Origin of the sequence: Rufibacter ruber (assembly GCF_014138425.1) — a bacterium.
Classification (GTDB): Bacteria; Bacteroidota; Bacteroidia; order Cytophagales; family Hymenobacteraceae; genus Nibribacter; species Nibribacter ruber_C.
In genome coordinates, this window is record NZ_JACJIQ010000009.1 from 211,693 (window position 1) to 231,098 (window position 19,406).

Annotated in this window: 14 protein-coding genes; 4 read left to right on the forward strand and 10 right to left on the reverse strand. The window is 48.5% G+C overall.

All coding sequences use genetic code 11. From position 1 onward, the window contains the following. Positions 1–436: 436 nt before the first annotated feature. The 4 genes from FHS90_RS12510 to FHS90_RS12525 form a co-directional block, all read right to left on the reverse strand. Positions 437–3,103, reverse strand: coding sequence for a TonB-dependent receptor (locus FHS90_RS12510; protein ID WP_182513293.1), 2,667 nt, complete (start codon positions 3,101–3,103; stop codon positions 437–439). Positions 3,104–3,533: 430 nt separating this feature from the next. Continuing rightward, positions 3,534–4,268 carry a head GIN domain-containing protein gene (locus tag FHS90_RS12515; RefSeq protein ID WP_066831900.1) on the reverse strand — a complete coding sequence of 245 codons (735 nt, stop codon included), beginning with the start codon at positions 4,266–4,268 and terminating at the stop codon, positions 3,534–3,536. A 26-nt stretch (positions 4,269–4,294) separates the two neighbouring features. Further along, positions 4,295–5,338: a FecR family protein gene (locus tag FHS90_RS12520; protein ID WP_182513294.1), complete on the reverse strand. Its 1,044-nt coding sequence runs from the start codon at positions 5,336–5,338 to the stop codon at positions 4,295–4,297. A 92-nt stretch (positions 5,339–5,430) separates the two neighbouring features. Further along, positions 5,431–6,006, reverse strand: a complete 576-nt coding sequence (locus FHS90_RS12525; protein ID WP_182513295.1) for an RNA polymerase sigma-70 factor — start codon at positions 6,004–6,006, stop codon at positions 5,431–5,433. 149 nt (positions 6,007–6,155) lie between these two features. Here FHS90_RS12525 and FHS90_RS12530 point away from each other — a divergent pair, with 149 nt between their 5' ends. Further along, a complete protein-coding gene (locus tag FHS90_RS12530; RefSeq protein WP_066831906.1) occupies positions 6,156–7,469 on the forward strand; it encodes an MFS transporter in 1,314 nt (437 codons plus the stop codon). A 284-nt stretch (positions 7,470–7,753) separates the two neighbouring features. Here FHS90_RS12530 and FHS90_RS12535 read toward each other — a convergent pair whose 3' ends face one another. Both FHS90_RS12535 and FHS90_RS12540 read right to left on the reverse strand, forming a co-directional pair. Continuing rightward, the gene (locus tag FHS90_RS12535; protein WP_182513296.1) at positions 7,754–9,409 is read right to left on the reverse strand and encodes an amidohydrolase; all 1,656 of its coding nucleotides are present in this window, start codon (positions 9,407–9,409) and stop codon (positions 7,754–7,756) included. Then, positions 9,402–10,172: an AMP nucleosidase gene (locus FHS90_RS12540; protein WP_066831912.1), complete on the reverse strand. Its 771-nt coding sequence runs from the start codon at positions 10,170–10,172 to the stop codon at positions 9,402–9,404. The genes FHS90_RS12535 and FHS90_RS12540 overlap by 8 nt, the downstream gene beginning before the upstream one ends. 76 nt (positions 10,173–10,248) lie before the next feature. Here FHS90_RS12540 and FHS90_RS12545 point away from each other — a divergent pair, with 76 nt between their 5' ends. After that, entirely contained in the window at positions 10,249–10,716 is a 468-nt protein-coding gene (locus tag FHS90_RS12545) for a type I restriction enzyme HsdR N-terminal domain-containing protein (protein WP_182513297.1), read from the forward strand. 973 nt (positions 10,717–11,689) lie between these two features. On the opposite strand, the gene ald is transcribed toward FHS90_RS12545, so the two are convergent. Both ald and FHS90_RS12555 read right to left on the reverse strand, forming a co-directional pair. After that, positions 11,690–12,805 carry an alanine dehydrogenase gene (ald, locus tag FHS90_RS12550; protein WP_182513298.1) on the reverse strand — a complete coding sequence of 372 codons (1,116 nt, stop codon included), beginning with the start codon at positions 12,803–12,805 and terminating at the stop codon, positions 11,690–11,692. 219 nt (positions 12,806–13,024) lie between these two features. Continuing rightward, on the reverse strand, positions 13,025–13,810 hold the full coding sequence (locus tag FHS90_RS12555) for a DUF1573 domain-containing protein (protein ID WP_066831919.1): 786 nt from the start codon (positions 13,808–13,810) through the stop codon (positions 13,025–13,027). A 187-nt stretch (positions 13,811–13,997) separates the two neighbouring features. On the opposite strand from FHS90_RS12555, the gene FHS90_RS12560 reads away from it, so the two are divergent. Then, a complete protein-coding gene (locus FHS90_RS12560; protein ID WP_182513299.1) occupies positions 13,998–16,409 on the forward strand; it encodes an alpha-ketoacid dehydrogenase subunit alpha/beta in 2,412 nt (803 codons plus the stop codon). A gap of 88 nt (positions 16,410–16,497) precedes the next feature. Here FHS90_RS12560 and FHS90_RS12565 read toward each other — a convergent pair whose 3' ends face one another. Next, positions 16,498–17,091, reverse strand: a complete 594-nt coding sequence (locus FHS90_RS12565) for a hypothetical protein (RefSeq protein ID WP_066831923.1) — start codon at positions 17,089–17,091, stop codon at positions 16,498–16,500. 46 nt (positions 17,092–17,137) lie between these two features. On the opposite strand from FHS90_RS12565, the gene FHS90_RS12570 reads away from it, so the two are divergent. Then, the gene (locus FHS90_RS12570; RefSeq protein ID WP_182513300.1) at positions 17,138–18,130 is read left to right on the forward strand and encodes an acyl-CoA synthetase family protein; all 993 of its coding nucleotides are present in this window, start codon (positions 17,138–17,140) and stop codon (positions 18,128–18,130) included. A 95-nt stretch (positions 18,131–18,225) separates the two neighbouring features. On the opposite strand, the gene FHS90_RS12575 is transcribed toward FHS90_RS12570, so the two are convergent. Next, on the reverse strand, positions 18,226–19,380 hold the full coding sequence (locus tag FHS90_RS12575) for a sigma-54-dependent transcriptional regulator (protein ID WP_066831927.1): 1,155 nt from the start codon (positions 19,378–19,380) through the stop codon (positions 18,226–18,228). Positions 19,381–19,406: the final 26 nt, after the last annotated feature.

Sequence of the window (19,406 nt, forward strand, 5' to 3'; positions counted from 1 at the left end):
CGGAAAAGGGGGGACTTTTACCATTTTAATTATCTGTTATCGATCTCTCTGTTTTCGGGCTATTTTAAGAAAAACAGCCCGAAAACAGAGATAAAAACCTCGGTGGAGAAGCTGCCTCCTAAACGCGAAATGGAGAAATTACTTTTTTGTTTTTGGCCTGATTTTCTGAAAATCTTAATAAATATTGTTTTTTGTTCCTTGTAAATTTAATAAACTGTCAAGGTATTTGAGTTATCCTATTTGGGTTTCTTTAGGCACCCTAAGCAGTTTAAGTAAATAGGCTCTTTCTTTAAAACATTCAGGTTTCTTTCGCTAGATTAACTTATTAATCAACTTAAATAATAAAATACATCTTCGTTATTTCATAATGCTATTATAGAAAGGAGAGGGATAAATTATTCTGATCTTTTGCCTCAAATGATCTGGAATTTGTAAACTAAAATTGAATTCTATAGCCTAAGTAGGGATAGATACCTAATTGGTAATAAATCTTGGCTTTGTTTTCCTCTAGATCCCAGCTGTAATACAATTCATTTCTGGTATTAAGAAAGTTATCTGCTGCAGCAAATATCCAATGGGTGGTTTTGCGGGTATTTAATTGATAAGAAAACCGGAGGTCGGCTCTAAAGTAACTTTTCAGTTGAGGAATGAAAGCATTGGCAACATCATAATGGATCTTATCTGTTGGTTCATTACGTGTTCGCTCTTCATCAATGGGTATAAATCTTCTACCGCCTGAGTAGTTGAGCCTGACATCTAGTGAAAGCAGGTGCCTTTGGTCATTGTCTAATGCCATCTCTTTGCCAAAGAGAATATTAGAGACGTAACCCACACTGAATGCGGTGGGTCTTTTCACCTGGTCTGCACCGGTAAACCAAGACTGCATGAGAGACAAATTGGCGAGAGCGTAGAACCCATTCTTTAAAAAGCGTTCGGCGGTGAGTTCCACGCCATAATTTTGGCCGGTTCCTTTGCTTACTACACTGTCTACCGTGACAAAGCTATAGTCAGTGCCCAAGTTGAGCATGGAAAAAGCTTCATCTCCCTCGCGTTCACTTACAGGCACGCGGTAATGCTGTTGATAATAGGCTTCAGCTTTAACTCGCCAATTTGAGCTGATATTGTAATTATAACCGGCCACTAGCTGCCTGCTCCGGGTAAAATCAAGCTTATTGTAAGGCTGGCTAAATTCTGCCTTTTCAGGGGAGAAAAACCTGTATTCATAATAAACCAGGGGCTGTGTCTGGCTGTGTAACCCGGCTGAGAGATAAATGCGTTGGGCATCTGTCAGATAATATTCAGCGGAAAAACGGGGCTCAACAGCTACTCTGTTTCCTATTGAAAAACGCTGGCTGTACAGGCCCGCCTGAATTTCAAGCCTGGGAGTGACGGAGTATTTACTCAGCAGGTAGTACTGAAACAAGTCTGCCCCTCCGTTCGCATCTAAAGGTATTTCATATACATCACGTAGGTCCTGGTAAATAATCTCCTGATTATTATAGTAGTACTGCTGCCAGGTAACTCCGCTTTTAAACAGTAATCTGTTATTAAATTTATGAGTAACATTTAAGCGGGTAACAAACTGCTGTTCATAATTCCTCAGGTAGTAAGAGAGTTTTTTTGTTTGGTTTCTAAAAGTAGCCTTACTGGTTGCCTCTACCTGACTTCCGGAGGTGGATACAATAAACTGAGAAACGGTTTTTTTAGTAATTGAGTAGGTATGGCTTAAGCCAAAAGCATACATTCTGTTTTTAAGGGTAGGTTCTACCCTGTATCTGACCTTCCCCCACGTGGTAGTATCTGTGTCAACGTCAAACACAGTGATATTGCTGGTGCCTCCAATGCCCCAAATTGAGAATTGACCTGCTTTGGGAGTGGGCAATTCAACTTTAAAAGCCCCATCCTGGTATTGAGGCACTCCTTGGTAGCCAATGTCCAGCCCTATTTTTTCTAAGGGTCTAAACGTGAAAAGCCGCATGCTTCCAAGAAACGAACCACCCCACTTTTTTACCAGCGGACCTTCTGTGACCACCTCTAGCCCATTTAGTCCTAACTGAAGGGTATTCTCTAACTTCTTACTATTGCCGGTCCGCATTTTGACATCCATCACGGCCCCGATTCTGTTTCCGTATTCGGCCGGAAAAGCCCCGGTTAAAAAGTCGGTATTAGCCAACAGGTTGTTGTTGAGCAGGCTGAATGCCCCGCCGCTGTTTGGGGTGAAGGTAAAGTGATTAGGGTTAGGGATTTCAACACCTTCCAGTCTCCACAGAACCCCTAAAGGGGAATTGCCCCTTACAATTAGATCGTTTCGTTGATCAGAGGCGCTGACCACGCCCGCATAATTGGCAGCCATTCTGCTGGGGTCTTGCCGTGAGCCGGCAAACCTGTTGATTTCTTCAGTCCGTAAGGTGTGCACTGATGAGGAGATGAGCGGGTTTTGGGGCAAGGATTTATCCCGTTCGCCCACAATCAATACTTCGGCTTCTTGTACAAAACTCTCCTGGAGTAAGATAGTGGTTACCGTTTCCTTGCCGGAAACTAGTAGAATATTGCCCATCTCCTTCTCTTCATAGCCTAAATAGGAAACCTTGATGGAGTGTCGGCCTATGGGCAGTTGTTTGAAGTCAAAAGAGCCGTCTGCCCCAGTCTGTACCGCTCTGGCAGGGTCTGCTGAGGTAACCACCACTGTGGCTCCAACCAGAGGAGTATTCAAGGCCCCATCTAATACATAGCCTCTGAATGTCTGCGAAAATGGTTTGGCAAGCGGTGTGCCGGCAGAAACAGTTTCAGCTTTAAGTACAACCTGATCTCCTATCATAACATAAGATAAGCCAGCGCACGCACATAACGCCTTTATTGCTTTTTCTAATGGAAGAGACGTGGCTTTACATGTAATGGGGGTGGCAAGGGGTAACTGGGTGGTGCTGTAGGAAAAGTTAATGGAATATCTTTCCTCCAAATCCTGCAGTACATTTTTAAGAGGTTGCGCTTTGTAATTAAATGAATAATTCTTCTCTAATGTATTCTGTGCCTGCACTTGTACGCCCAAAAATAGGAGGAACAAGACACAAAGAAGAACATTTAGAGACTTGGGCAAAGCCATTTAGTTGGGACGTGGTACTTTTCTTGCGATTTAATTCTAAATGCTAAATTCCAGATTTATACTGCTATTAACAAAATATTAATGCGAAATATAATTATTCTAGCCTGTTGCGGGAGTGGCGCCGGTGAGTCAAACCTAATATAAAAAGTACCGCTCCCTCAGAACCTGTTCAACCTACAGCAGATATGAATTAAATGAATATTTCAGATAGATGGAACGCCTTTACCGTTTTTGACCTGTTTTCAAAAAAATAAGTCAAAAACGCTTTGAAAGCTTGGCTTAAAGCAAAATTTGATTCCTATGCTGTATCCTACTTGACTAGGCTTTAGAGGTCTATTTTCTAAAGAGCTCATTTTACATTCAAAGCAGAGTAGGAAGTCAAAATGCACAGTGCCTGCCCAACACGGTAGGCACTGTGCATTTTGACTTCCTAATTTTGATTGATGAGCTTGCCTGAACCAGAGGTGTAAATTACTATGGAAGGAGGAAGGCCCCTATAGTAGAGGTTCCCGCTGCCGGTGATAGATACATCTAATACCTGTGAAACCCACACCTGCTGATAACCAGATCCTGCTATTACAGTCTTGGCAGTATCTGTCATCATAGAATACCCTTGTATTCTCCCAGAACCACTTAGCAGGGTTTCTATATATCCCACGTTCCCCACTAAGACAATGTCGCCAGAGCCTGAGTGAAGCAAATTGAGGCTGTTGGTGCTCCCGGTATAGTAGATGGTACCAGAACCTGACAAGTTTAATCTAAGTTTATTCTTGGAGGGGACCGTCACTATGCGAACCTCACCAGAGCTTTTGAGCTCCACATTCTCAATTTCTGGCATTGAGACATAAAAGGTGGCCTCATTACTAAAATACTCAAGGCACGCATCTGACCTGATGACAAGGGTATTGTTGACAACTTCAGTAATAATTTCTGGAAGCAAATTATGGAAGGTCTCAACTGTAAGGGAATGAACCGGGCCTTCCACCACGTGTACATTTCCCGGAAGACGCATATCTATGCCTGTAAAGGCAGAAACATCACGGGTTACTGCTTTTACATCCCCTTTTCCCTCCAGACAAGGCCCGTCTCCCAGAATATCACAGGCACTCAGAAGCAGGAATACTGCAAGAAAAGCAATTGAGGAGAAAAAGCGCGTAAAAATCATAGAACTGGGCCTCTGCTAAAGCGAGACTATTGACAGCTGTTGCGTAAGATGGTGTACTGGGAAGATGTCTGCTTTGTAATCTCTAACTCATTAGAGGCGGCAAGAACCTGCAGAATTTCAGGTAAGCGGGGTGTTTCAAAGGTGCCTGTAAAGGTGCAAACAGCAGATTTTTTCCCTATTACCTTTATTGAAACGTTAAAGTAGCATTCTAATTGCAGCGCCACCTCATCAATAGTTGCACCATTGAACGCCAACGTACGCCAGGCAGGAGCATTGGCTGCGGTTTCAACTTTTGTAATGTTTCCGTTAGCCGTTAACGTTCCGGTGAAACCCGGTGTTAAGAAAACTTCTTTGCCAATTTTGGGTGAGGAGAGGGAGACCCTGCCGGTTTCCACGGCTACGGTAACCTTTTGTTCAGAAGAAAGGGCTCTCACATTAAAGGAGGTGCCCAGCACCTTGGTCTGCGCCTCGCCGCTGCGAATGATAAAAGGTTTTTCAGGGTTCTTTTTCACATCAAAGAAGGCTTCTCCGGTCAGCTCTACCCGCCTCTCCCTGCCTTTAAAATCAGTTTGGTATTTGAGGGTGGAGTTTCCGTTGAGGGTCACCTGGCTGCTATCAGGTAAATAGATCTGTTTTCTTTCTCCTGAAACGGTGGCCACCTGCTCCCACTCAGGGGAGCTGTTGAACTGGAGGTAACCAATCCAGGCAAGACCGGCAGCCAGTACCAAAGCAGCCGCAAATTTGTATACCTGGTTCCATGGGAAGAGGGCGACTAGGAGTGCATCCTTTTCAGGAGCCTCCATCTCTGAAGGCTGGTTGTGGGGAAGGTTTGCCTGGGCACAAACTTTCTCCCAGGCAAGATCTGCGTCAGGGTGAAAGTGTAGGTGTTGATCCGTTCCCGTTTGATCCCAAATTTCAGAGGCTTCCGCCCATAATTCCATATGGGTTTCATCTTCCTTTAACCAGGAAGAAAACTCCACTTGCTCTTGCTCTGTCAATTCTCCTTTCAGGGCTTTGGCTATCAAAACCCACTCAGGATTTTCTTGTTGCACGAGTGTTGTCTGTGTCATGTTGCCTATAAGACAGGTAAAGCGGGCGTTACCCCTATCTTTACTTAAAGAATTTATTAAACTAATGTTTTACTTGCAGTGCAGCTGTGTAACTACAGTAGAATAAAGAATGTTATGAGAATTAACAAGAGTTTTTCTCTCAAGATTCTGAGAGCTTTCCCCATTTGATTCTCTACCGTTTTAGGGGAAAGATCAAGGCTTTCAGCAATTTCTTTATACGTCAGCTCCTCAAACCGGCTCATCTCAAAGATTAACCGGCACTGTGGTGGAAGAGCCTGCAGAGCTTTCTGCACCCTGGTCTCCATCTCAGTGCCTTCCATGATTTCCATAGTGGTATTGGCAGAGAAGGAAGATTCAAAAGAGGTGGTGTCTTCAGTGAGAACCAACCTTTTTTGCTTTTCAATATAGTTCAGCGCCTGATTGGTGACAGAGCGTACAAGGTAGGCTTTGTAAGAAGTGCTCACTTCAATCACCTCCCGGTTTTGCCAGATTTTGCAAAAAACTTCCTGCACAAGATCCTCGGCGGCCTCTGTGTCTTTGGTAAAACGCACAGCTGTACGGCAAAGCAATCCGTAGTACTGCTTGAACAGCGTTTCCATAAACTTGGCTTCGTTGGCTTTGAGCAGGAGATGCAGTTCCTGATCAGAGATAGGTAGGGTTGTACCCATAGGCACAGAGAGTTAAAGTGTTATGCAAAGATAAAAGAACCTAGGGTTCATCCTATTGCCTTGCCTTAAAATCAGACAGTAATGCCCGTATATTTCGCTTTTTTGCTTAACTAGTCAAATAATAACACTATTAATGCGGCTCTTGCCTTATGGAACACGCCTTTCCCAAAAATGACCCTATTGTCACCCGCGCCTGGTGCTTTTATGATTGGGCTAACTCAGTGTACTCGCTGGTTATCACCACTGCCATTTTCCCAATTTACTATGTGGCCCTGACCAAGCGGCCAGAGGGGGATTTGACCAGATTCTTTGCGTGGGAAGTGTCGGCTTCTGTGTTGTACAGTTACGCCCTGACGGGCGCCTTTCTGATCATAGCATTTCTCAGCCCTTTGCTTACTGCCATTGCTGATTACGGCGGTAACAAAAAGAACTTCATGCGTTTCTTCTGCTACATGGGGTCCCTGGCCTGCATGGGGCTTTTCTTTTTTACGGAGCAAACCTTCTCCCTGTCTGTCCTTCTTTTCATGATAGCGGCCATAGGGTACAGCGGGAGTATTGTGTTTTATAACGCGTACCTTCCTGAAATTGCCACCGAAGACCAATTTGATAAGCTCAGTGCCAGGGGGTTTTCATTGGGCTACATTGGGAGTATGATTCTCCTGATCCTTTCCCTGGCGTTGGTGCTGTTCCCTGATTTGGTTGGTATTGAGGACAAGGGCCTTCCCGCCAGAATCTCCTTTCTAATGACAGGCCTCTGGTGGTTCGGGTTTTCGCAGTATTCGTTTGCCCATCTTCCTGAAAACCCTTACCACCAGAAGGCGAAAGGGGGGTACCTGTTCAACGGTTTCAAGGAGCTGGGTAAGGTTTTCAGGCAGTTGAAGTCCCTGCCTTTGCTTAAGAAGTTCCTCATTGCCTTTTTCTTTTACAACATGGGGGTTCAAACCGTCATGTATGTGGCCTCTCTCTTCGGCTCTAAGGAACTAAGCCTGCCAGATGAGTCATTGATCACCGTTCTCTTGATTATTCAGGCAGTGGCCATTGGAGGGGCTTATTTCTTTGCCTGGCTGTCTGGCCGGATAGGCAACACCAAAGCTTTGGCGGTGGCAGTGGTGGTGTGGGTGGGGATTACCATAGGGGCGTATTTTGTCACCACGGGTACGCAATACTACATGCTGGCCTTTGTGGTGGGTGCGGTGATGGGAGGGGTGCAATCTCTTTCCAGATCTACCTACAGCAAATTGCTGCCGGTTACCAAAGACCATGCTTCCTTCTTCAGTTTCTATGACATCTGTGATAAGGTGGGGCTGGCGCTGGGGAGCCTGGCCTTTGGGCTAACGCAGCAGATCTTTGGATCTATGCGCAACAGTATCCTGACCCTGCTGGTGTTCTTTGTTATTGGGCTGCTGGTGCTGCTCACTATAAAATCAAAGAAGTTGGCGGCTACTGAAGAGCTGGCTGCCTAGCAAATGAGAAGAGAAATTTTTGATCAGGCGAAGGAAATACACTCGCTGTTTTCGGGCTGTTTTTCAAAAAACAGCCCTAAAACAGAAATACACAGCATCTCCTTCGTCTGCTTTTAAGAGGGTAATGATTGCTTGCAGCCGCGTGAAGTTTAAATGGAGGTGGCAGGTAGTAAGGTGTTGATTTAATGTTGGTTGGTGATAAACAAAATCGCCCTGGCTAAAGAATTTAGCCAGGGCGATTTTGTTTACTTTTGCCCTGTTTTACGAAAAACAGGCCAGAAACGTTATGGTTTCCCAAACACCTTCTCGCCGCTGAGATAGGTGCTGAGTACCTTCACGTTTCTGATGGCTTGGGGTGGAATGGTCATGATATCCTGATCCAGGATCACAAAATCTGCCACCTTGCCGGCCTCAATACTACCTTTCTGCTTTTCTTCAAAGTTGGCATAAGCAGCCCAGATAGTGGTGCCTTTCAAAGCTTCTTCCCGAGTGAGGGCGTTTTCCATCTGGAAGCCCCCGGCCGGGTAATTCTTGGCGTCTTGCCGTGCTATGGCTGCGTGAAACCCATATAAGGGGTTGATGTGCTCCACCGGAAAATCTGACCCCAGCGGAATCATGTTGTTCTGCTGCAACAGCGCTTTGAAGGCATAGGCATGCTTCACCCGGTCGGTACCCAGGCGTTCTCCGGCCCAGTACATGTCTGAGGTGGCGTGGGTGGGTTGCACCGAAGGGAGAATGCTAAACTTTCCGAACAAGGGTACGTCTGCCGGGTTCACTACCTGGGCATGCTCTATCCGCCAGCGGCGGTCATTTTTGCCTTGCAGCAGGTTGCCATAGATCTGCAGAATCAGGCGGTTGGCAGAGTCTCCTATGGCATGGGTGTTCATCTGGAAATTATGTTGATACAGTTCGGCGGCCAGGTCTTTGTACTCCTGCACTGTTTGCAGTAAAAAGCCAGTTTCCAGCGGACGGTCTGCGTACGGGTGGAGGAGGCAGGCACCTCTTGAGCCCAAAGCACCATCTCCATACACCTTGAAGGAGCGCACATTCAACCTGTCTGTGGTATAAGGGCCATTCTTGAAGTAGTGGCTCTTGTTCTCAAGCGAGGGGCTCAGCATGGCATACACCCGCACCTTCAGTTCCCCTTTCTGCTGCAAAGAATCAATGAGGTCTACGGCCTCTTTAGGCAGACCTGCATCAACCACCGTGGTCAGCCCTACAGAGAACAAGTCCTGTTCAGCCTCTTTGAGTGCCTGGGTTAGTTCAGCAACCGAGGGCGACGGCATTTTGGCATACACCAGTTCAGAGGCGCGGTCAATCAGGATCCCGGTCAGTTTACCATTGATTACTTCTACCTTTCCGCCTTGCACCTGGGTGTTACCGGTGGTGATCCCTGCCAGGTCTAATGCCTTCTGATTGGCCAGGGAAGCATGACCGTCTACACGCTCAATAATAACTGGTACGTCTGGGAAAAGCCTGTCTAAGGTGTCTTTAGTGGGGAATTGCTTAGTAGACCAATCGTTCTGGTCCCAGCCGCGCCCTGAAAGCCATGCCGCCCCGGGGTGCTCCTTGCGGTGGGCCTGCAGCCGCTGCACTACTTCTGCAAATGATTTGGTTCCCACCAGGTCTGCTTCCCGTTGGTTCACGGCATAGCCGTAGAAATGGGCGTGCGCATCTATCAGGCCCGGGTACACCGGTTTTCCGTTGGCGTCTACCTCTTCCTGCGCGCTGTACTTTTCCCTTAGGGCCTCAGATGTTCCCACTTCCATAATCTTGCCGTCTTTCACCGCAAAGGCTTGCGCTTTGCCAAACTGGGAGTTCACCGTGTAGACGTTGGCGTTGTACACCAAAAGATCTGCTTTCTCCCGCTGGGAGCAGGAGGAGAGGAGCGCCAGCCCCAAACAAGCTGACGCGCCAAATTTATACAAAGGTTTAGTCATAGCGCAGGTGCTTCACAGATTCTCCGGAGTCGCGGAGTTCCAGAAGGGAATCAATGCCAATTTGCAGGTGCTTGGTCACGTAATCAGCCGTGACGCGCAAATCGCTGTCGGCGGTTTTTACCCCGTCTGGCGTCATGGGGTTGTCAGAGACCAGTAACAGCGCACCGTGCGGAATGTCATTCATAAAGCCCACCACAAAGATAGTAGCCGTTTCCATGTCTACCCCCAGGGCCCTGATGGAGCGGAGGTAGTCTTTGAAATCTTCGTCATGCTCCCACACCCGCCGGTTGGTGGTGTACACGGTACCCGTCCAGTAGTCCATCTCATGCTTTTTTATCATTGATGAAACTGCACGCTGCAACCTGAAGGAAGGTAACGCGGGTATTTCAGGCGGAAGGTAGTCGTCTGAGGTTCCTTCGCCCCTGATGGCAGCAATGGGAAGGATCAGATCCCCCAATTTTGATTTTTTCAGGCCACCACACTTGCCCAGGAACAGCGCAGCCTTTGGCTTAACGGCAGAGAGTAAATCCATGACGGTGGCCGCCATGGCGCTCCCCATCCCGAAGTTGATGATGGTGATGTTTTCGGCCGTGGCCGTTTGCATGGGCTTGTCTGAGCCTTTGATCTCCACCCCAAACTGGTCTGCGAACATTACCACGTAATTGAGGAAGTTGGTGAGCAGAATGTATTCGCCAAACTCATTCAATGGCCTGCCGGTGTACCGCGGCAGCCAGTTCTCCACAATCTCTTTTTTTGTCTTCATAGTCTATTTTTGTTCTGTTTTAGGAAAAACGGCCCGGAAACGGCTTTTTAGGGATTCAACTTCTTACCTTTGCCGTATGGAGCAGCTTTCTTTGCCAGCGTTTTCTTACAAACTTAAGGAATCTGACGGTAAAACCTTTATCTATGATGCGGTACGCCGCAAGTGGCTGGTCCTGACTCCTGAAGAATGGGTAAGGCAACATCTGCTCCATTTCCTGCATGCCTATCTGCAGTACCCAAAGCCTCTCATGAGCGTGGAGCGCGGCACCCGCTACAACAGACTTCAGAAGCGTACAGATATCTGTGTATACGGCGGAGACGGGAAAGTTTTACTTCTGGTGGAGTGTAAAGCCCCCACCGTGCCTATCTCCACCCAGACGCTGCAGCAGGCGGCGGTGTATAACCAGACCATCAAAGCGCCTTACCTGCTGCTCAGCAACGGGCACCATCACTACTGCTGGCGGGTAGCCGAAGACGGGGTTTCCTTAGAGCCCCTGGCCGAATTACCTCCCTTTGACCAGTTAAAGAAGGACGGGGTACGGTAGTCTCCCTGCGTGGTTACTTTTTCTGTTTTCGGCCTGTTTTTCAGAAAACAGGCCGAAAACAGAAATTTATCAAATAGCTTCCTTCTTCTGCTCTTAGGGTTTTGGCCTATTCTGTAGCAGAACTTTTTAGGTTTTTACCATGCTCTTCAATCAGCCCAATAGTATTCCTGCTTATCATGCAAACAGTAAGGAACCGGTTCAGGTTGTAAAGGGGCCGCAAGCCACCGAAGAACCTTCCGCGCATTAGAGAATAGGAGAGGGGGTAAGGCTACTGCCTCATGACAGGTGCCAGCTGCCGCCATTCTGGGGCCAGGTCCCAGACTTGAACCAGTGCCTTGTGTTTAGCTTCTGCTGTTGCTGTGCACTTCTGCTTCTGCCATTCATTTTTTTATAGCCACTCACTTACGCTAATGGTCCTCACTTCTGCTACTGGTACTCCTGCTTTCATCACTTCTGCCCTTGGCTGATGTGCGCAGCACGGGCTCGGCACAGGCTAGCGGATCAGCAGTAGTTACCTGCAGAGGCAGACAAAAGAAGTGAAGCTGATCAGTAATTGAACCCAAACCAGTCCTGGGGGTGGGCGCCTCTGTTAATACGGTGCCGAAGGCAACGCCAAAGGCGTAGTTTTAACAGCAGTGCGAGTCGCCAGGACGGGGCCCCGCGGCTGTGAGCGCTTACTGGAAAAGATGAAACAATACCGCCAGTGAAGCACTGCAGCAACCAGCCCAGCCTAGGGAACAGCGGACTACGCATTGCAGCAACAACAGCAACAACAGCAGCACTGGAACAATGTACCCTATGAGGCACTGTATTAACGCCACAGCCAAGGAAATAAAGGACTATCCTATTACAACAGCAAAGGCACTGCCTCAACCAGCCTGTCAGGGGAAAAACAGACAACACTTGCCAGCAGCATAAATAAAAAAGCCTTCTGAGAAATCAGAAGGCTTTTAAAGAAGATGAAAACAAGCTCTTAGGCAAGAACTTCAGCTACATCAGTCAAAGGTAAATTAAACGCCTGGGCAACGCCAGGATACACTACTTTTCCATCTACCACATTCAAGCCAAGTTTCAGCTCATCACGCTCCTGGCAAGCTTGCTTCCAGCCTTTGTTAGCCAGCAACAGGGCGTAAGGCAGGGTAGCGTTGGTTAAGGCAAGGGTAGAGGTGTATGGCACCGCCCCCGGCATGTTGGCCACGCAGTAATGCACTACATCATCAATGATAAAAGTAGGGTTTTCGTGGGTGGTAGGCTTACAGGTTTCAATACATCCTCCCTGGTCTACGGCCACGTCAACCAATACCGTACCCGGACGCATGTCTTTCAGCATGTCACGGGTAATAAGGTGAGGTGCTTTGGCACCTGGGATCAACACGGCTCCAATGATCAAATCAGAGGTTTTGATAGCCTCTTTGATATTGTAGTGGTTTGACATGACGGTGGTTACGTTGGCTGGCATGATGTCATCTAATTCTCTCAGACGCTTCAAGCTGATGTCCATGATGGTGACATTGGCCCCGAACCCGGCAGCAATTTTAGCCGCCTGCGTACCTACAATACCACCACCCAACACCAATACATTGGCTGGCTTTACACCGGGTACGCCACCCAGCAGAATACCGCGGCCTTTTAAAGGCTTCTCCAGGTATTTAGCCCCTTCCTGGGGTGCCATGCGGCCCGCCACCTCACTCATGGGAATCAGCAAAGGCAGAGAGCGGTCTTTCAACTCCACTGTCTCATAGGCAAGGCAGGTAGCTTTGCGCTCAATCATGGCACGGGTCAACGGCTCATAAGAGGCAAAGTGGAAGTAGGTGAACAGCAGTTGGCCCTCTTTGATCAGCGCATATTCCTGCTCAATTGGTTCTTTTACCTTTACAATCATTTCGGCAATGCCGTACACCTCCTCAATAGTGGGAAGGATAGTGGCACCGGCAGCCGAGTATTCAGCATCAGAAAAACCGCTTCCTTCACCGGCTGTAGCCTGTACATATACGGTGTGGCCGTTTTTTACAAACTCCGCCACGCCACCAGGGGTGAGGGCCACGCGGTTTTCATTGTTCTTTATCTCTTTGGGCAGACCAATAATCATGGTGTTACTTTTTATATAGAGTGGTGAAAAAGTGCGCAAATATACATGAACCCACTGCCAAATTTGCAACAACCGTTCGTTTTTTAATTTGGTGATGGTAAGGTTCGTCAGGAATTGTTTAGCATTTGGAAACGGGCCGGCAATGGCAGCAGTGATTGGGCATAAAAAAAGGCAGTAGCTGCGCCACTGCCATTAGTACAAAATAAAACTATGAAAAAACTATTTGAAAGGCACTGACGCCTTATTAACCTTAACAGAACTTTGTTTTGCGAGATTTTCAACCACATTTGCCTTGAGGGTGATAGTGGCTGCAGAACCGGTGATATCATTAGAGGCTAATGTCACGGTCTCTACTCTGTTCTGTAACACCTGTGGGTTGTAAATAAGTTCCAACTTGGCAGATTGTCCTGGTTTTACAACAGCCGGAGTCAATTTGTGCACTACGCAGTTGCAGCTAGACTGCAGCCCGTTTACTGTCAGGTCCTGCTTTCCGGTATTTTTAATATTGAATTTGGCGGTTACTTTCTGGCCTTTTTCAACTTTGCCAAAATCAAAGGCGGTAGTGGTAAGCTCCAGTTTAGCAGAGTTGGCCACTTCCTGGGCACTTGGGGCAGGGGCGGCGGCCTCTTTGGCGGTCACTGTGCCCTTTATAAATAACATCTGGGTCTCAGGGGTGGCGTTTGACGTGATTGTCAGCGCTTTATTAAAAGCACCCGGACGGCCTGAAGTATTGTAACCTGCTTTCACCACGGCCGTTTTACCAGGAAGAATGGGGTCTTTAGACCACTCTGGAGTGGTGCAGCCGCAAGAAGCCTGCACATTGGAAATCACTACCGGTTGGTTCCCCGTATTTTTCACTTTGAACTCATAGGTGATAACCGGGCCTTCAGCCACTGTGCCAAAGTCATGGGTTTCTTTTTCAAAAGAAAGCACGCCTTGTGCAGATACCATTCCCTGGGTAAGCACAACTAGTGCCAAGGCAAGGAAAAAATAGATTTTTTTCATAATACTGGTTGGGTTTATTCCTTTTTACGGTCCCTTCATGGGCAAAAACAAAATTAGGAAAAAATAGTTCGTATTTCCAGTATTAATGTGGGGACATAGACTAGCCCGCGCTGGTGAATTTGAAATTGGGCTAAAATCTATGTAGTTTTGACTTTAAAAATCCTTTTCGGACCTTATCCTATACCGCATGCAAACCGTTGAACGGACGAATCAGCTTTCGCTCACCAAAGAAGAGATGTTGCAGGACTACCGCATTGCCTGCGAAAGTAGACAGGCTAGCTTGACTGGCCGTAAGGAAGTGTTCATGGGCAAGGCCAAGTTCGGGATCTTTGGAGACGGCAAAGAGGTGGCACAGCTGGCAATGGCCAAGTTTTTCCGCAACGGGGACTTCCGCTCTGGGTACTACCGGGACCAGACGTTTATGCTGGCCATTGGGGAGTTGACAGTTCAGCAGTTTTTTGCGCAGCTGTACGCCCATACAGATGTAGAGCAGGAGCCTTCTACGGCCGGCCGCAGCATGACGGGCCATTTTGGCACCCGCCTCTTAGATGATGAAGGAAAATGGAAGCCGCAAACTTCCGCCAAAAACTCAAGTGCAGATATTTCCCCCACCGGGGCACAAATGCCCCGTCTGCTGGGCTTGGCCTATGCCTCTAAGCTTTACCGCCAGAACCCGGAACTTCACCAGTTCAAAGACTTTTCAATAGACGGGAATGAGATTGCCTTTGGCACCATTGGCAATGCCTCTACCTCTGAGGGGGTTTTTTTTGAAACCATCAATGCCGGCGGGGTGCTGCAGGTGCCCATGCTTGTCTCTGTCTGGGATGACGGGTACGGCATCTCGGTTCCGGCCAAATACCAGACCACCAAGGAAAGTATATCAGAAATCTTAGCCGGTTTTCAACGCAATGCGCCGGGGGAACAAGGGTATGAGATCTTTAAAGTGAAAGGCTGGGATTACTACAGTCTCTGTGAGGTGTATCAGCAGGCTACTCAGGTTTGCCGGGAACAGCACGTGCCGGTGCTTATTCACGTGGAAGAGATGACGCAGCCGCAGGGCCACTCTACCTCCGGCTCTCATGAACGTTACAAAACAAAGGAGCGACTGGCCTGGGAAGAGGAGTATGACTGTATCAAACAGATGCGGCGCTGGCTGATAGAGAACCAGTATGCCACCCATGAGGAGCTGAACCAAATAGAGGCTGAGGCAAAAGAGGCGGTCCGGATAGCCCGCGCCAATGCCTGGAGTTCTTTCAATGCAGGCATTCAAGAAGATCATAGCCAATGCCTTGTGCTGTTGGAGAAGCTGGCCGAGTCTTTGAATGAGAACGCCTCAGAAATTCTCTCTATTAGGGAAGAACTGAATAAAACGCTCAACCCGCTGCGCTCTGATGCCATCAGGGCAGCCCGGAGAGCCTTACGGTTTGTGCGGCGGGAGAAGAGTGCCGCCAAAAGGGACCTGTTGAAATGGTTAGAGACGGTACAGGGGGAGAACGCTGAACGGTATAATTCTTACCTGTACAGTCAATCAGATGAATCTGCCCTGCTGGTAGAGGAGGTGAAGCCCCAATACCTGGAGGATAGTCCCCTGGTAGATGGGAGAGAGGTGCTGCAAGCCTGCTTTGACGCTGCCCTGGCCCGGGAGCCCCGCTTATTTGCCATAGGCGAAGACGTGGGCAAGATTGGGGATGTGAACCAGGCGTTTGCCGGGCTGCAGGAAAAGTACGGCGAGCTACGGGTTACAGATGCCGGTATCAGGGAATGCACTATAGTGGGGCAGGGCATAGGCGCAGCGCTGCGCGGTTTAAAACCCATTGCCGAGATCCAGTACCTGGACTATCTGCTATACGCCATCCAGATCCTGAGTGATGACCTGGCCAGCCTCCAGTACCGTACCAAAGGCGGTCAGAAGGCTCCGGTCATTGTGCGTACCCGCGGTCACCGTTTAGAAGGCGTATGGCATTCAGGCTCCCCCATGGGGATGATCCTGCACAGCCTCAGGGGCATGCACGTGCTGGTGCCCCGTAACATGACCCAGGCAGCCGGGTTCTACAACACCCTGTTGCAGGCAGATGAACCGGCGCTGGTAGTGGAGTGCCTGAATGGCTACCGTTTAAAAGAGAAGCTGCCTGCCAACGTGGGAGAGTTCACGGTTCCGCTGGGGATGCCTGAAATCCTGCGCAAAGGGACAGACATTACCATTGTGACCTATGGCTCTATGTGCCGAATTGTTTTAGATGCGGCCGAACAACTGCAGGCGGTAGGTATCTCTGCTGAGGTGATTGACGTGCAGACGCTGCTTCCATTTGACCTTGAGCACATGATCAGTGATTCTATCAGGAAAACAAACCGGGTATTGTTCACAGATGAGGATGTCTCTGGCGGTACCACCGGGTTTATGATGCAAAAAGTAATAGATGAGCAGGAGGCCTGGCGCTGGCTGGACGCAAAACCCACGGCGCTTTCTGCCCATGACCACCGCCCTTCCTACTCCACAGATGGCGACTATTTCTCTAAACCAAACGCAGAAGATGTGTTTGAGGTGGTGTATGGCATCATGAACGAGGCAGACCCTGAAAACTTCCCTAGTATCTACTAACAGAAAAAGTAATCCTGTTTCCACTAAAAAGGGCTGCTTGTAGAGCAGCCCTTTTTAGTGGAAACAGGATTAAAGAGCCTTCTCTCTCCTAATAGTTGATGACTATATCTGACGTAGACACTGTATTGCTCTCATTCAAGGCCCGGTCCACTATGAATACATCAAACCGAATAGTATCACCTCTTTGGATAAACGAGCCGGTTGATTTTTTGTTTATTTCAATGGTGTACCGGATATCTCCTTCTAACGGCTCCTGACGATCTTCAGAATCGATTCTTGGGAAACGACCATTATAGACAAGGGGAGTGTTGGATATCTTAAGAACCTCATATTTACCGTTCACTTTTTTATAAGTGGTTGCAAACCAGTTATAGTGGTATTTCTGATTATCAGCGAATGGCCCTTTAAAATCACCGGGATATTTTTCCCTGTTAGGTGACAATCCCAAATTACCATCTCCATCCTGAAACCTGAGTACCAGTATCAATTTCTCATATACCCCCACTGAAGGGTTATTGGTCACAGTAGATTGCTCCACTTCCCTAAAGGAAAGACTTGGCTCCATAGGAAAGTCCGGGTCTTTCACACAAGAGGAGAGCCCAATGGCAAAAGCCATTGCAAATGGCAGGAAAGTTTTCTGACGTTTCATGGTGTAAGAAATAGCACCTAAGTTACGAATCATAACGCTCAGGTGTTTACTTTGTTGTAGAATTATGCGCTCAGACTACATGTCTTTTATATCTGACTTCAAAAATAGCCTTTCCACTTTAGATGCGCATGCTTTTGAAGAAGCCGCCTTGCTGCTTTTCCGGTTTCAGGCTGGCCAAAACCCCGTCTACAGAGACTATCTTTCTTACCTGAGAACCAATCCGGAAAAAGTAGGGAGCCTGGAGCAGATTCCGTTTCTACCCATAGAGTTCTTCAAAACGCATCAGGTGGTCTCCCATTTCTTTCAGCCAGAAACGATCTTCTTGAGCAGCGGTACCACGCTACAGCAGCGCAGCCAGCATCTGGTGGCTGAAACCGCCTTTTATAAACACCATGCGCAGCTTTTGTTTGAAGACAGCTTTGGCCCGCTGGCCGGCTGTGTGGTGCTGGGGCTGCTACCGTCTTACCTGGAACAGGGCAACTCGTCATTGGTGATGATGGTAGACCATTTTATTCAGGCCACGGGCCAGCAGGAGGAAGGTTTCTATTTAGACAACCATACCGCTCTGAGAGGGGCGGTGGCCGGAGCCCGAAGGGCAGGGAAGAACGTTTATCTGTTTGGGGTGACCTATGCCCTGTTAGATCTTGCTGACCAACTGGAGCCCGGTGAGTTCTCCAATGTCACTGTGTTTGAGACGGGTGGAATGAAAGGCCGCCGCCGTGAAATGGTACGGGAAGAACTGCACCAACAGTTGACAAGGGCTTATGGGGTGGGGGAGATTCATTCTGAGTACGGCATGACCGAACTGCTCTCCCAGGCCTATTCCAAAGGCCACGGGCTGTTTAATCCCTCCAGAACCTTGAAAGTACTGGTGAGAGATGTCAACGATCCATTTGCGGTGACTACTGGCCCAGGTTCAGGCGGAATCAATGTGATAGATCTGGCCAACGTTGACTCGTGTGCCTTCATTGAGACCAAAGACCTGGGCAAGCTACATGAGAACGGCACTTTTGAGGTGTTAGGCCGTTTTGATAATTCTGATATCAGAGGCTGTAATCTATTGGTAGGGTAGAGAATCCTGTTTTCGGGCTGTTTTTCAGAAAACAGCCCGAAAACAGGAAAGCCTCCCCTGTAACAAAGGAGGCTGTCCTGTTAAACTAGCAGATATTATTTGGCAAATTGCCTGGCGTCTTCCTCTGTGATGGTGTCATCGCTCATGATCACCAGCCGTTCTACTACGTTTCTCAGTTCCCGCACGTTCCCGCGCCAATCCAGCCCCTGCAGATACGTCAGCGCCTCTGGGGTGATGGTTTTGGGTTTGTTGCCGTAGTCGCGCGCCACGTCCTGAAGAAACTTGTGGACAAGGTCAGGAATGTCTTCGCGGCGTTCGTTCAAAGGGGGGACATGGATCAGAATCACGCTCAGGCGGTGGTACAGGTCTTCCCTGAAATTTTTAGCTTCAATCTCCTCCAGCAGGTTTTTGTTGGTGGCGGCCACTACGCGCACATCTACTGAGATATCCTTGTCGCCGCCTACGCGCGTAATTTTATGCTCCTGCAACGCCCGCAGCACCTTGGCTTGCGCCGATAGGCTCATGTCGCCAATCTCGTCCAAAAAGAGGGTGCCGCCGTTGGCTTGTTCAAACTTGCCAATGCGCTGTTTTACGGCAGAGGTGAACGAGCCTTTCTCATGGCCAAAAAGCTCACTTTCAATTAATTCACTGGGAATGGCGGCGCAGTTGACTTCTACCATGGGGCCCTGGGCGCGGTTGCTTTGCTCGTGCAGGGCCCGGGCCACCAGTTCCTTGCCGGCTCCGTTGGGTCCGGTTACCAGCACCCGTGCATCAGTGGGGGCTACTTTCTCAATGGTAGATTTCACTTTGCCAAGGGCAGGGGAGGAGCCCACCATCTCGTAGGTCTTTGAAATCTTCTTCTTGAGGGTTTTGGTTTCAGTAACCAGCGTAGCCTTGTCTAAGGCGTTGCGCACAGAGACCAACAGCCGGTTCAGGTCGGGTGGTTTTACCAGAAAATCATAGGCCCCCATTTTGGTAGCCTCCACGGCGGTGTCAATGGTGCCGTGGGCCGAAATCATGATAAAGGGCGTGTCTGGCGCCAGCACGGCGGCTTTCTCCAGCACCTCCATCCCGTCTACCTTGGGCATCTTGATGTCACAGAGAACCACATCATACTTTGACTTCTGGAGCAAGTCCAGGCCGCGTTCCCCGTCTTCGGCCTCATCAACGGTGTAGCTCTCGTATTCAAGAATTTCTTTCAAGGTGTAGCGAATGCTGCGCTCGTCATCTATGATCAGGATCTTGGGCATGTTCTTCGTTTTTTCTGTAGATATGA